At 45.8% G+C, this 14,590-nt stretch carries 11 protein-coding genes; 9 read left to right on the top strand and 2 right to left on the bottom strand.

Annotated elements, in window-relative coordinates; genetic code table 11:
* The first annotated feature begins 399 nt into the window (after positions 1–399).
* On the top strand, positions 400–2,304 hold the full coding sequence (locus EO92_RS15705) for a uroporphyrinogen decarboxylase family protein (protein WP_048173052.1): 1,905 nt from the start codon (positions 400–402) through the stop codon (positions 2,302–2,304).
* Between the two features lie 59 nt (positions 2,305–2,363).
* Here EO92_RS15705 and EO92_RS17995 read toward each other — a convergent pair whose 3' ends face one another.
* Complete coding sequence (locus EO92_RS17995; protein ID WP_156161221.1) at positions 2,364–2,519, bottom strand: hypothetical protein; 156 nt, start codon at positions 2,517–2,519, stop codon at positions 2,364–2,366.
* A 179-nt stretch (positions 2,520–2,698) separates the two neighbouring features.
* Here EO92_RS17995 and EO92_RS15715 point away from each other — a divergent pair, with 179 nt between their 5' ends.
* The 8 genes from EO92_RS15715 (at position 2,699) to EO92_RS15745 (ending at position 13,447) form a co-directional block, all read left to right on the top strand.
* Positions 2,699–4,633 (top strand): hydantoinase/oxoprolinase family protein, encoded by a 1,935-nt coding sequence (locus tag EO92_RS15715; protein ID WP_048173055.1) that lies wholly within the window; start codon positions 2,699–2,701, stop codon positions 4,631–4,633.
* A 528-nt stretch (positions 4,634–5,161) separates the two neighbouring features.
* The gene (locus EO92_RS18000) at positions 5,162–5,362 is read left to right on the top strand and encodes a hypothetical protein (RefSeq protein ID WP_156165862.1); all 201 of its coding nucleotides are present in this window, start codon (positions 5,162–5,164) and stop codon (positions 5,360–5,362) included.
* Between the two features lie 64 nt (positions 5,363–5,426).
* On the top strand, positions 5,427–6,140 hold the full coding sequence (locus EO92_RS15720) for a winged helix-turn-helix domain-containing protein (protein WP_235283374.1): 714 nt from the start codon (positions 5,427–5,429) through the stop codon (positions 6,138–6,140).
* Between the two features lie 839 nt (positions 6,141–6,979).
* Complete coding sequence (locus EO92_RS15725; protein WP_048173060.1) at positions 6,980–8,875, top strand: uroporphyrinogen decarboxylase family protein; 1,896 nt, start codon at positions 6,980–6,982, stop codon at positions 8,873–8,875.
* A 517-nt stretch (positions 8,876–9,392) separates the two neighbouring features.
* Positions 9,393–9,554, top strand: coding sequence for a hypothetical protein (locus tag EO92_RS18005; protein ID WP_156165863.1), 162 nt, complete (start codon positions 9,393–9,395; stop codon positions 9,552–9,554).
* A gap of 376 nt (positions 9,555–9,930) precedes the next feature.
* On the top strand, positions 9,931–10,950 hold the full coding sequence (mtaA, locus tag EO92_RS15735) for a methylcobamide:CoM methyltransferase MtaA (protein WP_048173065.1): 1,020 nt from the start codon (positions 9,931–9,933) through the stop codon (positions 10,948–10,950).
* Positions 10,951–11,382: 432 nt separating this feature from the next.
* Entirely contained in the window at positions 11,383–13,047 is a 1,665-nt protein-coding gene (locus EO92_RS15740; protein ID WP_048173067.1) for a methylamine methyltransferase corrinoid protein reductive activase, read from the top strand.
* Between the two features lie 43 nt (positions 13,048–13,090).
* Positions 13,091–13,447, top strand: coding sequence for a hypothetical protein (locus tag EO92_RS15745; RefSeq protein ID WP_048173069.1), 357 nt, complete (start codon positions 13,091–13,093; stop codon positions 13,445–13,447).
* A gap of 96 nt (positions 13,448–13,543) precedes the next feature.
* Here EO92_RS15745 and EO92_RS15750 read toward each other — a convergent pair whose 3' ends face one another.
* The gene (locus EO92_RS15750) at positions 13,544–14,494 is read right to left on the bottom strand and encodes a PGF-pre-PGF domain-containing protein (protein ID WP_048173072.1); all 951 of its coding nucleotides are present in this window, start codon (positions 14,492–14,494) and stop codon (positions 13,544–13,546) included.
* Positions 14,495–14,590: the final 96 nt, after the last annotated feature.

Genomic DNA, 14,590 nt, shown 5'->3' on the forward strand with positions numbered 1-14,590 from the left:
TTTTGAGGGGGTTCATTGTTTCCCCGTCACATTGTTTTTCCATTATATCCTGACCGCTAAGATCCCCTTTCCCAGATGATCTTCCATTATGTAATCAAAGGCTTTGATCAGATGAAAGCCCCTGATCAAATGAGAGTGCCACACGAGATCATGAAGGTTAACAATATCAGGAAATAGTACTGGATCAGAGGGATTTATAATATCAGGAGAATTAGCAGAATTAAGCATCAAGAGAGATGTTAACTGCGTTAATCAAATCTCTGCGTTTATGTTATATGTTTTGCAGTAAATGTATCATTGGAAGTTAACAGTCATACAGAGGCTTACTGAGCAATGAGCCTTAATTGAGCTACTTACTGTTAACCAGGGAATAACTGTAAAAATGGAGGAAGTTTTTTTATGGCAGCAGATATCTTAAACCAATTAGCGGAAGCTGTCGTCGATGGAGACGACGACCTTGCAGAAGAACTTGCACAGAAATCACTGGATGACGGCGTTGATCCCTACAACGCGATCGTCAATGGGCTGGCAAGAGGAATGGCAATTGTCAGCGACCAGTATGAAAAGGGAGAAGCCTTCGTACCCAACCTGCTCCTTGCCTCTGGCGCAATGTATGCAGGTATGGACATCCTTACCCCCTACATGAAGGCAGCAGAATCAGGCCTACAGGCAGTGGGTGTTATAGGAACCATTGAGGGAGACGTGCACGACATCGGAAAGAACCTCGTAAAGACGATGCTCAGTGCCGGTGGGTTCAAAATGATCGACCTGGGAGCAGATGTCCCAATCGAGAAGTTTATCGAAACCGCAAAAGAGAACAAAGTCGACCTGATCTCAATGAGTGCCCTGATGACCACAACCATGACCAATATGGAAAAGGTCATTGAAATCCTCCAGGAAGAAGGCATACGCGACTCCATGATTGTAATGGTAGGAGGTGCCCCTGTTTCCGAAGAGTATGCCACGGGAATCGGTGCTGACTCAACCCACCCTGATGCAATGCACGCAAGCGCCTGGGCATCCGAAGCCATAAAAGAACTTGAGCCCAAAGACGCAAGGTGGAGCGAAGTGAAGGTCAACCTTGGAAAGATCAAATACAGGGAAATCCTCGCAAAGAAGGTAGTCTCCGAAAAGGTCGACATCGGGCTTGAGACTGCAAACAAGATCAAGGAAGAATTCGAAAGCATCGGTGTAAAGAGCAAGGAGGAAATGACCCACATCGACAGGACCGTATCCGCCATGTCCGATAAGAAGGTCGACCGCCTGCCTGTCTACCCGCTTGCCTGTGGTGTGCTCAGGAAGTTTGCCGGAGTCAACTACAGGGACTATGCCACAAACGCAGAAGCTTTCACCCAGAGCGCATTCCTTGGTTCAAAGTACCTGGACCTGGACATGTTCGTGGGCCTTGCCGACCTTTCAGCTACATCCGCTGACTTCGGATGTAAGATCAAATACCCCGAAGACGACACCCCGTCCTCCGAAGGACACATTAAAGACTATGAGAAGATTGAGGTCCCCGAACTTAAGGAAGGCACCCGCGGCTACGAACTGGTCATGGCCTCAAAGATGGCAAAAGAAAAACTCAACAAGGAACTCAACACCCCCTTCGTCGGTTTCCATGAGGGCCCACTCCTTACCCTTACCCAGCTGATGGGTGCAGACCGCGTCCTTATGGACATGAAGACCCAGCCTGATGTTGTCCTTGAAGCAGTCCAGAAATGTACCGACTACATCTGCCAGCTCTCAGAGCTCTTCTTCAGTGAAGGAGCCTGTGACTCTCTCTGTATCGACAACCTCTGGTCAAACAACGTCATCATGAGCGAACAGGACTACTGGAAGTTCGACGGCAAGTTCGTCTTCGACCAGCACATCCCGATTTTCAAGCAGTACAACCAGCCATACGTAATCCACAACTGTGCTGATGCCGTGCACTTCGAGACCCAGATAAGGAAGTTCGGAACCTCCCTGTACAGCTACGCCTACTACGAGAAATCAAAGGAAAAGGGATCCCAGAACTATGCAGACCTCATCCCCAAGTATGGAGACATCTGCTGTATGATGGGAGAAGTAAACCCTGTTGAGTTCATGGACGGCTCTGCAGCCGGCGTGCAGAAAGTCAAGGACGACACCAGGAACCTGCTCCAAAACGTAATGCCTGTACTCAAGGAGAACGGGTACCAGTCCAAGTATATTCTATCCACTGGCTGTGAAATCCCACCAGGAGGACCACTGTCCACTGTCCAGGCAATGGTGAACACCGTAAAGGAACTTGGTCCGGAACTTCAGAAACAGATAATGGGGTAAACTCTCCGTAATGGGGTGAGATCACCTCCCCCATTTCGATTAAAATCTGGACAGAATGTTTAATAATAGAATTCAGAGCCTAAAATAAGAGAAATCTCCATAAAACCTGTAAAATCCAGAAAAAACAGAAAAACATCCACAAGCAAGTAAAAACCATATTCTAACCTCCAGAAGGGCGGAGTTAAGACGATTGGGTCTTCTCCATCCTTTTCCATTATAAAAGCCGCAAAGTAAAAACTGTAAGATCTTTTTTGAAAAAGGTTTTTGCCTTTGAAATTATGTCGGGCTCTCAGGGTTGTGAGAAAGCAGAGGTAAGGTTGGCTAGAAATGTTAGAGACAGGGACTGAAGTAGATGAGAGAAGACCAGCCATAGAAGTTGCAGAGGAGGAATGTAATGTATCTGGGACTGGGCATTGATACTGGTGGAACATATACCGATGCCGCTATTATGGATATGTCAAACGGAACCGTTATCGAGTCGAATAAAGCGCTTACAACTTATCCTGACCTTATAAGGGGAATAAAGAATTCAATTGAAGGGCTGAACCCGGATGACCTGAAAAGGATAAAATTCGTTTCTGTTTCTACAACTCTTGCTACCAATACCACTCTTGAGGGTAAAGGCTACCCTGCAGGGCTGATCCTTATAGGGCACACTATCCCGAAAAAACTTGCCAGCAATTATGTAATATCAATAGGAGGAGGCCACGATTCCGATGGAAACGAAATTGCTCCTCTTGAAGACCTGGAAACCGTAAAAGAATTTGTAAGGCAGATAAAGAACAAAGTAGCTGCTTTTGCAGTTTCCGGTTATTTTGGAGTAAGGAACCCGGAACATGAACTCAGGGTAAAGGAATTAATTCAGGAAATAACTGACATGCCTGTTGTTTGCGGGCACGAGCTTTCCATGAGCCTTGGGGCTTACGAAAGGGCTGTGACAGCTCTCCTGAACGCCGAACTGATCCCGGTAAGCAAGCAGTTTATCAAATCCGTCCAGGCTGTAATGGAAGAAAAGGAGATAAAGGCAACCCTGATGATGATGAAATGCGACGGGTCCCTGGTCCGCATCGAAGAAGCCCTGCAAAAGCCTGTCGAATCAATCTTTTCCGGACCCGCTGCAAGCCTTGTGGGAGCCGCCCACCTGACAGGCCTGGACACCTGCGTGACAGTGGATGTGGGAGGCACCAGTACCGATATTGCCATGATTTCCGGAGGCATTCCCGAGATCAGCGACACGGGAGCAAAAGTCGGGGGCTGGAAAACAATGGTAAAAGCGATCAGGATGGATACCTCAGCCCTTGGAGGAGACAGCCTGGTCTGGATTAAGAGAAAAACCTACCTGGGACCCACAAGGGTGATCCCTCTCTGCCTGGCCGCTTCAGAGTTTCCGGAGATTCTGGAGAAACTCGAAAAAACCGACACTCCAAAAGAAAGCATTATGGATGAGATTATACAGCCAACCTCATTTTTCATAAGGAACGGGGTGAATTCCCCTGAGCTTCTTAGCGGGGAGCTTGAAGAAGATGAGATTGCAATAATCGAACACCTGGGGACAGAGCCTCTTTCGGTATTCGAGATCTCGGAAAGGATTGGAAAACATCCGCTTATGTTCGCAGGAACTTTGAAGAACCTGATCCGAAAAAGGCACGTAAGCCAGATAGGGTTTACCCCAACCGATGCCCTGCATGTGCTCGGGGAATATTTAAGATGGGACGGGAGAGCTTCCTTCATAGGCGCTAAAGTCCTGGGAAAGAATCTCAAAAAAGGAGCGGAAGAGTTTTCAGCCCAGGTTAAAGCTGAAGTCGTAAGAAAACTCACCCTTGAACTGGTCTCCTTCTTTGCAGACGATCTGAAGAAAGAAGACGTTGAAAAGATGATAGGAAAGGAGGCTTTCCTGAAATTCCATATAAAGGTCCCGGTGGTACTTGTAGGAGCTCCGGTGAGAGCCTACCTTAAAGAGCTGAATGAAGCAGTGGATGCGGAGATCCGGATTCCTGCATTCCATGAGGTAGGAAATGCCGTTGGCGCTCTTGTAGGAAAAGTAATCCACAGGACAGAGGTCCTTATCCGCCCGACTGCCGCAGGAAATGCAGCATATTCGGTGTTCTCTGAGCTTGGAAAAGAAGTTTTTGAGGACTACGGAGAAGCCCTGAATTACGGGCTTAAGCTCAGCCACAGGCTGGTCTCGGAATATATGGACAGTTACGGCCTCGATATGGGCAACGTGGAATTCGACCTGAAAAAGAATGATGTGGGAAGCATTGGAAAATCCCCGCTGGAAACCCGCCTGGTTGGACTCGGTGTAGGAACAACCGGAAAACTGGCATAAGAACGTATTTTGAAAGAGCGAGTTTTGGCGCTGGAATGCAGCAGATAGGAATAGTGTCCTGGAAAATAAACGGCAGGAATTGCAGCAAACGGGGAAAGGACATGGCAAGTGAGCTAAAAACACCAACAAGCCCTAAATAGAAAGCCAGGCCGGAATGGAGAAACTGGCAAGGACGATAAGGGACAAGATTCTCATCGACGAGCCGGTAAAAGAACATGTAATACTTTTCCTGAAGGGTACAGGTTTGCCATTTTAGGTACCTCCAGGAAAGAAAAGTATATATCCAGAAAACCCCTCAGGGAAGACGGCTCAGTGATCTTCCTTTGTAATCTTCTTTTAAATCTTCCTTTATTATCAAAGGCAAAACTCCTGAGATAGGATAAGAAGAATAGATCCCTGAGAAATAGAAGTGATCTGAAAAAACATACCCCTGGAAAAAACAGGCCCCTATAAAATCAAAATCCCCCTGTAAAACCGAAGACCTTCGTGTGAAACCTCAAATTATGTTATATAGAGTTAGTCCCAAAGTTGAGGAAAAATACCGTTGCCCTGATGATTGCTATTGTTGTTGCAGTTGAAATCTGCCACATCCGGAGATTAAAAGATAATTCGACTGGTTCAGGAACTGCCCGGTCAATGGCGGTTCTTAATCACTGCGGTATAAAAAGGACTATAATGCTGAGAGGAATTACTTTTTATAGTGTCCCGGGGTACGAGGCTAGAAGTTGATATTATGACAGGACTTATAGATTTAATTTTTTTTTCTGAAAAAAGGAAGGAAATTCTGATCCTATTGGCAAATGGACCAAAAAGCGCCGATGAAATCAAAGACGGACTTCATGGAGACGTATTTTCTATAATGCCACAGCTAAAAAAGTTGAAAGACATGGATGTCATTATCCAGAAAAGGGACATCTACGAACTCTCAGACATAGGAAAAATAATTGTTGAAAAAATGCTGCCCTTAACTGGTCTCCTTCAGGTTTTTGAAGGAAACAACAATTACTGGTCAAAGCACGACAGAAGGCCAATCCCTGAGCATCTGATGAAGAAAATACATATGCTTGGAAAATGCAAACTGGATGAGCCTGACCTGGATCACCTCTTTGAATTCCCAAAAGACCTGAAAGAAATGTTAGGTAGGTCCGAGAGGTTAAGGAGCTTTTACTCATTCTTTTGCCCCGAATGTCCTTCAATTCAGGCAACCTGTGCAAAGAACGGAGCAAAAGTGGACCTGATTCTGGATGAAAAGGTATACATAAGACTGAAAAATGATTTTAAGGACACATACAACTTGCTGCTTGAAAACAATGTTTCACTCTATATTTACAGGGGAAAAATAAAGCCTTCTTCCTTCATAATTTCAAATGAATTTATGATGCTGAAACTCTTCGGAAAGGAAGGAGAGTTTGATCACAGAAATATAATGAGTTTCAACAGCAGTGCTATTGAATGGGGAAACGAACTTGCTGATTACTACATAGGACTTTCAGAAAAAGTAAATTAAACAAAAAAGGCGGTGCATTCAGCTGCAACCCCCCGGAGCTGATTATTTGTGCCTCCGCCAACCATCCCAAATAGATAGTTTTCACTTGCTTTTATGTGACTTTTTCCTCTTTTTTCCTGAAAATCATCAGAAACTTCAATGCAATCGGAAGTTTTCCATCCTCCACTGTAATTAATTTCACAGAATTAATATCACTGCTCAGTAAAGATTGAGTCATGCACAAAAACAATACCCTCAAATATTTCGAGGTAGAGTTATTTTTGAAGGTATCTGTTTTTTTGAACCTGGCAATTCAGCGAGAAAAACTTTTTTCACCCCACCACCAAAAGCTCTCATTTACTAATTTTCTTTTTCTCCAAAATGTCCTGATTGAACAATTTCCCTGCTCTCCCTGAAAGCCCTCCTTTACAAATTTTCCGGCCCTTCCTGAAAGAGCTCCTTTGCCAGAGAATAAGGCATCCTGAAAAGGACACAGCTGAAAACTTAAACATGGACGCAAAACAGGAAAGGCAAAAAAATAAGAGCACGACAAAATATTTGCAGATTAGACAAAAACAGCATCGGCTATGCTATATAATATTGAATAATACTATCAGAATGTAAACAACCATAGCAGAAAGATGACCATCCGGAGATGGAAAAGCGGCTATTTTCAGGCATACTGACGAAAGATCGTTAGGTTGGAGAAATAGCTACTGGATAGGCATCAGGTACTGGATAGGTATCAGTAGCTCTATGGAAAAATTAAGGACAGGGATCCTTTAGAGAACCCTACCCAAAGCAGTAAAAACAGGATGCCAGGATCTGGCATATCTAATCCTGAAAAATGGAGGTTTAATATGGCAAAAGAAGAAATTTTAAGCGCTTTAATGGATGCTGTCGTCGAAGGAGACGACGACCTTGCAGAAGAATTCGCACAGAAAGCTCTTGACGAAGGAGTCGACGCATATGAAGCGATCATTGATGGTCTCGCAAAGGGCATGAACGTAGTCAGTGACATGTACGAGAAAGGAGAAGCCTTCGTCCCCAGCCTTCTGCTCGCAGCAGATGCAATGTATGCAGGTATGGAGATCCTGACCCCTCACATAAAGACTGACGCAACCACTGTTCCAAGGAACGTCGTCGTTGGTACTGTTGAAGGTGACGTGCACGACATCGGTAAGAACCTCGTCAAGACAATGATCACCGCTGCAGGCTACAATGCAATTGACCTCGGTGTTGACGTCCCACTCGATAAATTCGCAGAAACTGCAAAGGAAAATAAGGCAGTTGCAATCTCCATGAGCACCCTGATGACCACCACCATGGGCGGCATGGAAACTGTTATCGAACAGCTTCAGGAAGCAGGCCTCAGGGACTCCCTCGTAGTCATGGTCGGCGGCGCACCCATTTCCAGGGAATACGCAGAATCCATCGGAGCAGATGGCACAGCCGGTGACGCAAGCGGAGCAGTCGAAAAACTTGCCTCCCTCCTTAGCGCACTTCCTGCCGATACATGGAGCGAAGCCTCAGTTTCAGCAAGCAAGATGAAGTACAAGGAAATCCTCGCACAGAAGGGCACCAAGGAAGACATCGACGTTGGGCTCATCACCGCAGAGAAGATCCTCGCAGAGTACGACTCCGTTGTACCCAAGTTCAATGAGACCATGACCAAGAAGGAAAGGTTCGTCTCCGCTTTCCAGGACAAGAAGGTCGACAGGCTCCCTGTAGCACCTCTCATCTGCGGTCTCTCCAGGAAGTTTGTACCCTGTACCTACGCAGACTACTCCACCAAGGCAGAAATGTATGCAGCCAGTGCAGTCGCAGGTACCAAGTACTTCAACATTGACAACTTCGTAGGCCTTACCGACCTCTGTGTTGTCGCAAGTGACTTCGGTGCAACCATCAGAGTCCCTGAAGAAGACACCCCTGCAGCAATCGGTCACCTTGAAGACTACGAAACCATGGAAATCCCCGAAATCAAGGAAGGGACCCGTGCATACAACCTTATTCAGGGTAACAAACTCGCAACCGAGAAGGCAAAGGCAATTGATGCACCTATCACAGCTCTTTTCGAAGGCCCAATGGTAGCCCTGACCCAGATCATGGGAGCAACCCGTGTCCTCTCTGACCTCAGGACCAACCCCGACGTTGTCCTCAAAGCCCTTGACCAGACCACCGAGTACTGTAAGGAAATGGCCAAGATGATGTTCGAGGAAGCCCAGCCCGACAACCTCTGTCTGGCAACTCTCTGGACTAACAACATCATCCTCGGAGCAGACGAATACATGAAGACCGAAGGAAAGGTCATGCAGAACGTCTTCGCCCCGCTCTACAAGGAGTACAACAAGCCCATGGTTGTCCACAACTGTGCAGATGCCCCTCACTGGGACCTTATGAGCAAGTGGAACACGGAGTACTACAGCTACACCTTCTACCCCGAGCAGGTAAGCAAGGGCTCCAAGGACCACAAGTACCTCATTGAGAACTACGGGAAAGATGTCATGTTCGCTGGGGAAGTCAGTCCTATCGCATTCATGGACAACAGCCCCGAGAACATATCAAAGATCAGGAACGACACAATTGACCTCCAGAAGAGCGTCCTGAACACTCTCAAGGAGAATGGAATGCAGTCCAAGTACGTGATTGCAACCGGTTGTGAAGTCCCACCAAGAGGTCCATGTGACACAGTAACTGCCCAGTCCTACACTGTAGCAGAAACCGGTCCGGAACTCTACAAGAAGATCATGGGATAAACCCACTGATATCACCCAGTAAAAAAAGGCAATGTAAAAATTGCTGTTTGAGGGGACGGGCATTTTTGTCCGTCCTCTTTTTTATGAAACTTTATGTATTTCCAGAAGCTTTCTGGGCCTTATTAAGAATGACACTTGTATAAGTGAAATTAATTCTGCAGATGCCGAAAAATAAATCCAGCGAAATCTTTATACATTAAGTCAAAACCCCATATTTCAAATCAAATATTCACACATTCAGTTAAACCTATAGAATTCAAAGAAAATAGAATTCAATGGGATTTCCACACTCTCTCCACACGAAGTCCTGAATTACAAGGTAAAATATCACGCTGATGACAATGCCCATCCCTCTCAAAAGGCATTGTTATCCAATCTCCAATAAAGTGAGTAGACCAGAAAAACTTCCCTAGAACACATATTTGCCATTTTAACGTGCCTTAGGAGAAGTAAAGTCTAAATCCACGGAAAAACGGTTCAATGCTCTCAGCCTCAAACCTCCAGGCAGGAGAGGGCAATGAGCCGAAAAAAATCAGGACAGAAGCACTGTTCAAGCTCTGTTGCCATTTTAAGAGCTGAAAAAGCGCTGCCAATCCTGAAAACCCTCCAACAGATCGGTATGCCCCGAAAACTGCAGGAATCCTCCGAGCAGGAAAAGGGGCAGAAATCCGATTATTGATAATAGAACGTCAACGTTACCCGACAGTCCAGGGATCTTTTTTCTCATGCTCTGTTTCCTGGCAGGGTTTCATTCTATCCACTTCAACACCTGTATAAATATCCATGAATCTCTTTTAATCCATGAATCTTATTTTTACAAGCTTTGTTTTGTGAGACTCTCTGAATCTTATTTTTACAAGCTTTGTTGCCATAGCAAAAGCGTGAGCTGAAGGCGCATATTTGTTTTCAGAAAAAGCATTTCTGCATGGATTTATATAATTTGTACACAGATATTTTAACTGAAAAATATAAAAGTGATCCAGCCTGTAATAAATATCCAGAAGAAGCCAATTATGAGGCTTAAGTAACAAAAGGATTTTTGATGGCAGGTTTAAATGGCAGATCCAGACCTGAGAGACCGTTTTCTGAATACCCTGACAGGAAAAGCTGTGGATAAAGTGCCAGCTCTATCGGTTACCCAGACCGGGACCGTAGAACTCATGAAAGAGAGTGGAGCTGCATGGCCTGAGGCCCACTTTGATGCGGAGAAGATGGCAGCTCTGGCACTTTCAGCCCACACTTTTGCAGGCCTTGAAGCCGTACGCTACCCTTTCTGCCTCACTGTGCTCTCGGAAGCCATGGGATGCAGGATTAATCAGGGAAGATACGATATCCAGCCTTCTCCGGGGTCTCACCCTTTTGCAAAGGAACCGGAAAAACTGGAGCTTCCCTCAGACTTTACGGAAAGAGGAAGAATACCACTGGTTTTTGATGTGACTTCCATCCTGAGGAAAAAAGTAGGAGAAGAAGTTCCACTTATAGCAGGTATGGAAGGTCCGGCATCCCTTGCTTCAAGATTGATTGGTACGTACAATTTCCTTACCTGGACACTTAAAAAGCCCGAAATATTAAAAGAATGCCTTGAAGTCACAAGAGCAGTCTGTTCCATATACACAGAAATGCTTTACGAAGCCGGAGTAGATGCTGTCTGCATAGTTGATGGGATAGCAGGGCCTGACACGCTTGACCCCAGACATATGGATGCCCTTATAAAACCGGAGTATGAAAGGTTCTGCAGGTCAGGAAAAGGAATAAAACTCATACATGTCTGCGGGAACTCAACCTCTATCCTTAAAACTCTTTCAAGATGCGGTTTTCAGGGGATCAGTATAGAAGAAAAAGTAACCGACCTGCGAGCTGCAAAAAAACTTGTTGGAGGAAAAACAAGCCTGATAGGAAACCTTTCCTCTTCAGGGGTAATGCTAAACGGAACCTGCGAAGAAATAAAAGAAGAAGCCAGAAGATGCCTGGAGGGAGGAATTGATATTCTTGCCCCTGGCTGCGGGATTGCACCAAAAACCCCTATAAAAAATTTAAGAGCACTTATTGAAGCGAGAAACGAGTATTACAGGTAACATTACAAAATAAATAACATTGCAAAATAAATACATTGCAAAATAAATACATTGCAAAAATCAGAAGTTTTTATTATTACGACCCTTTTTTTACGAAGTTTACTGACAAATATGTTGTATATGCCTTAAAAGAAGGGCCTCCGGAAATCAACCCCCCGGAAAAATCAATGCACCCTCAAAAATCAGCACCCCTACTAAAATCAAGACCCTTCACGACAAGCCCCGAATTATGTTATATACATTTAAGACTAAAACTTAGTTAAAGACAAATTAAATAATAGTGAAAACGCTGCGCAGCCCATTTCACTCCCTAGATTATATCCAGTTCATAACAGCCTGATACAGCGGATAGGCTCCAATTTATTTTTTTTCAATTTTCAATCGCTGCAAGTGGAGTAAGAATTTTCAATCGCTGCAAGTGGAGTAAGAAAAATGTATGGGATCGCACTTGACCTGGGAACCAGCGGCTTTAGAGCGCAGCTTATAGACCTGGAAACAAAAAAAGTAGTCAGAACCGCAATGACGATGAGGCACCCCCTTCCGGGGGGCAATGTGATCGACCACCTGGACTTTGCCCTTGAAGTAGGGGAAGATATTGCAAACAATATCATACTGGACGCAGTAAAGAAGATCATTGAGACCCTGAATGCAGATCCAGCTAGCATTAAGAAACTGGTGGTATGCGGAAACCCGATCCAGCTTTCCCTTTTCCAGAACTCTGAAATAAGAGACCTCGCCTTTGCCGGAAAGAACATGCAGAAAAGGCTTGGAGTCGAGAATGTGGACAGGAGTGCCAGGATCTTTCCGGCATCCGAAATTTTCAAGGGTGTTCTGGACCTACCGAATTGCGAAATAACCGTACCTCCGGCTATCGCCCATGAGATAGGAGCCGATGCCCTGGCGATGATGATCGAAACCGATTTTCTGAACCAGAAAGAGGTCTCCATTGTCACTGACTACGGCACGAATGCAGAAATGGCAATAAAAGTAGGGGACAGGATCATCACCGGCAGTGCGGCTGCAGGGCCTGCTATAGAAGGGCAGGGAATCAGCTGCGGGATGATTGCAAGCCCGGGTGCGATTTCAGACGTGAACTCCGAAGGGGAATACTGGCGTCTTACGGTCCTGAATGAAAAGATGGAAAGCAAAACCGGAGACCTTGTAAACCCGGTTACTGGGGAAATCCTTGAGAAGGGCGAAATCGAAGCTGTAGGTATTACCGGTACAGGCGTAATTGCAGTTATCGCAGTTGCCATGGAAACGGGCCTTATGGAGCAGCCCCCTAAACTGCCCAACGGGAAGCTGATCCTTGGAAAAGACATAGAAATCACCAGCGAAGATATTTCCGAAGCCGGAAAAGCTATAGGGGCAATCCACGCAGCCCAGCTTGCACTTATTCTGGAAGCCGGAGTAACCTTCGAAGAGCTCGAAAACGTCTACATGTCCGGAGCCACCGGAACATACGTGGACTGCAAGAAAGCCAGGAAAATCGGCTCCTGCCCGGATTTCTCAAGAAAAGCCGTACAGTTCGGAAACACTTCCATGGCCCTTGCCAGGGAAATCCTCCTGGACGAGTCCAGGCTCAAAGAGGTCATCGCCCTTGCCGGAACTATAAAAGCCGACCACCTGATGATGGCGACCAGCGAGACCTTCAAGAACATCTACACCTGCGAACTTTCCTACTGGACCGAGGGTATGAACATGAAACTATACAAAAAGTTCATGAGAATGTACAAATATCCCCCTCTCCCGGAACCCGTAGAGAATGCAGTGCTGGAAAAAAGGGCAGCTAAAGATATCGAGGAAACAGGAGATGTCCCGGTAGAGATCGTAGAAGACGTGGGGATCACCCTCGAAGTCCCTGTAGAAGGTTGCCTCCAGTGCAGTCGCTGTAACGAAGAGTGCCCGGAAAATGCCCTTGTAACCATCGAGAAAAACGGAAGTTTCTTTGCAAGCTGCAGGACTCAGGACTGCCTTGGGACAAGCTGCAGGCGCTGCGTACGGGCCTGCCCGATAAAAGCAATAGACTTCAAGAACATCGCAGCTCTGAGTGTAAACGGACTTCAGAGAGACAGTATGACCGGCGGAGTATATTGAAAGGAAAACTCTAAAAACATATCAAATAGCAGGGGTTTTGAAAATGATAAAAATAAATGTATCTTCCTGCATGTGCAGTTTTAGCCATACGATAATGGGAAGGGTGAAAGGAGACAGGATTATCATAAAGATCGATACCCCCTGCGAAAAATTCAAAGAACTCACCTACCTGGAATTCCCTCTTCAGGGACTGCCCGAGAATCAAAGTAATCTCACCCTGGAGATGGAAAGACAAACGGACTGCTCCCTCGAATGCACTAAGGAATGCGCCCTGGACTGCACCCGGGGATGCCTTATTCCCCATGCAGTGTTCAATATCTGCAGAATAGAAAGGAAGCTTCCGGAAACGCCTATTCTTGAAAGTACGGAATACACAGTTTCAGAGTGCAGTGACTATTGATAAGTGACTTCCCACAAATGATGCATTGAAAACGGGATTATTTTTCAGGGCTAAAAAAGTCAGGAAGGAATTAATTCCTTCCTACTAAAATTCGAATTATTTTTTCTCTTTTGTCTGCCGGTACACCAGGTATGCCCCTATAATAAGGAGCAAGAACAGAATCGACATCGAGAAACTGATCTTGTGCCCGGTTTCCTGCCCGCGGACCCCTTCCGGATCAAGCTCCGTGGTGTTCTGCCCCTCTTTGTCAACATCAAGCTCTCTCGAACCCGAAGCACTATTTTCTCCTGAATCATCAGATTCTCCCGAAAGAGCAGAGTCCGTATCTTCATTCCCGGCATCATTGACATTTCCATCCTCAGCTGCCGAAGAAGCAGGAACAATAGTAGCCGAACCGGTCCCATGACCTCCCCTGTGTGGAGTGGAGACAGGTGGTGTGGAGATATTCTCGCCTGTTATGGAGAACGGGGAAAAGCCCGGAGTCTCTGCACGGAAATAGTAATATTTTGCATCTGAACCGGTTTCCCAGGTATTAAGAGACTGCCATTCCCCATCATGGTACCTGTTTAGCCGGACAGTGCCCTGAACAACTGTTTCCATCCAGGCTCTGGTAACTCTGAAATCAATAAACTTTGAGTCGGAACCAGTCTCATTCATAACCGTATGGTTGCTGAGGTGAATGTTCATGTGCTGGTAAACATCACCTTCAGGGTTTTCTGAAACCTCAGACGCCCTATCTTTCAGGACTTCGACAAAAATGGAAACATTTCCGGCTGAAGAAGCATTGAAAGAGACTCCGAGGATGCTGTTGTCACCGGTATTGTCCGGGTCCTCCGTGAAATCAAAGGTCACAGATTCGTTCCTCTTTACTTCCCTGACCGGCAGCACTACCGTATTATTGATATTTTCTTTGCTTTCCGCGGAATCTGTGATAATGAAATTCCAGGTATGGTTTATAGCAGCACTGCCGTTTGAAACTCTGGTGGTTACGGCATACTTGCCCGCAAAGAGACTGCTGTTTTCAACACTTGTGTAATTGTTCGTCAACTACTCACCACTGAAGTGGCAAGCATGGATATCCCTGATTTCTCAGATCATATTATCCGTGTGGGTGGTTGACAGACACCCCTGAGACTCTAAGAT

The sequence above is a fragment of the Methanosarcina sp. 2.H.A.1B.4 genome (assembly GCF_000979385.1).
Classification (GTDB): domain Archaea; phylum Halobacteriota; class Methanosarcinia; order Methanosarcinales; family Methanosarcinaceae; genus Methanosarcina.

What these genes read in the sequence shown, in the direction of transcription:
- EO92_RS15745 (WP_048173069.1), top strand. Translation starts at nt 13,091, where the DNA reads ATGATAAAAATAAATGTATCTTCCTGCATGTGCAGTTTTAGCCATACG.
- EO92_RS18005 (WP_156165863.1), top strand. Translation starts at nt 9,393, where the DNA reads ATGAGCCGAAAAAAATCAGGACAGAAGCACTGTTCAAGCTCTGTTGCC.
- EO92_RS15705 (WP_048173052.1), top strand. Translation starts at nt 400, where the DNA reads ATGGCAGCAGATATCTTAAACCAATTAGCGGAAGCTGTCGTCGATGGA.
- mtaA (WP_048173065.1), top strand. Translation starts at nt 9,931, where the DNA reads ATGGCAGATCCAGACCTGAGAGACCGTTTTCTGAATACCCTGACAGGA.
- EO92_RS17995 (WP_156161221.1), bottom strand. Translation starts at nt 2,519, where the DNA reads ATGGAAAAGGATGGAGAAGACCCAATCGTCTTAACTCCGCCCTTCTGG.
- EO92_RS15740 (WP_048173067.1), top strand. Translation starts at nt 11,383, where the DNA reads ATGTATGGGATCGCACTTGACCTGGGAACCAGCGGCTTTAGAGCGCAG.
- EO92_RS15715 (WP_048173055.1), top strand. Translation starts at nt 2,699, where the DNA reads ATGTATCTGGGACTGGGCATTGATACTGGTGGAACATATACCGATGCC.
- EO92_RS15725 (WP_048173060.1), top strand. Translation starts at nt 6,980, where the DNA reads ATGGCAAAAGAAGAAATTTTAAGCGCTTTAATGGATGCTGTCGTCGAA.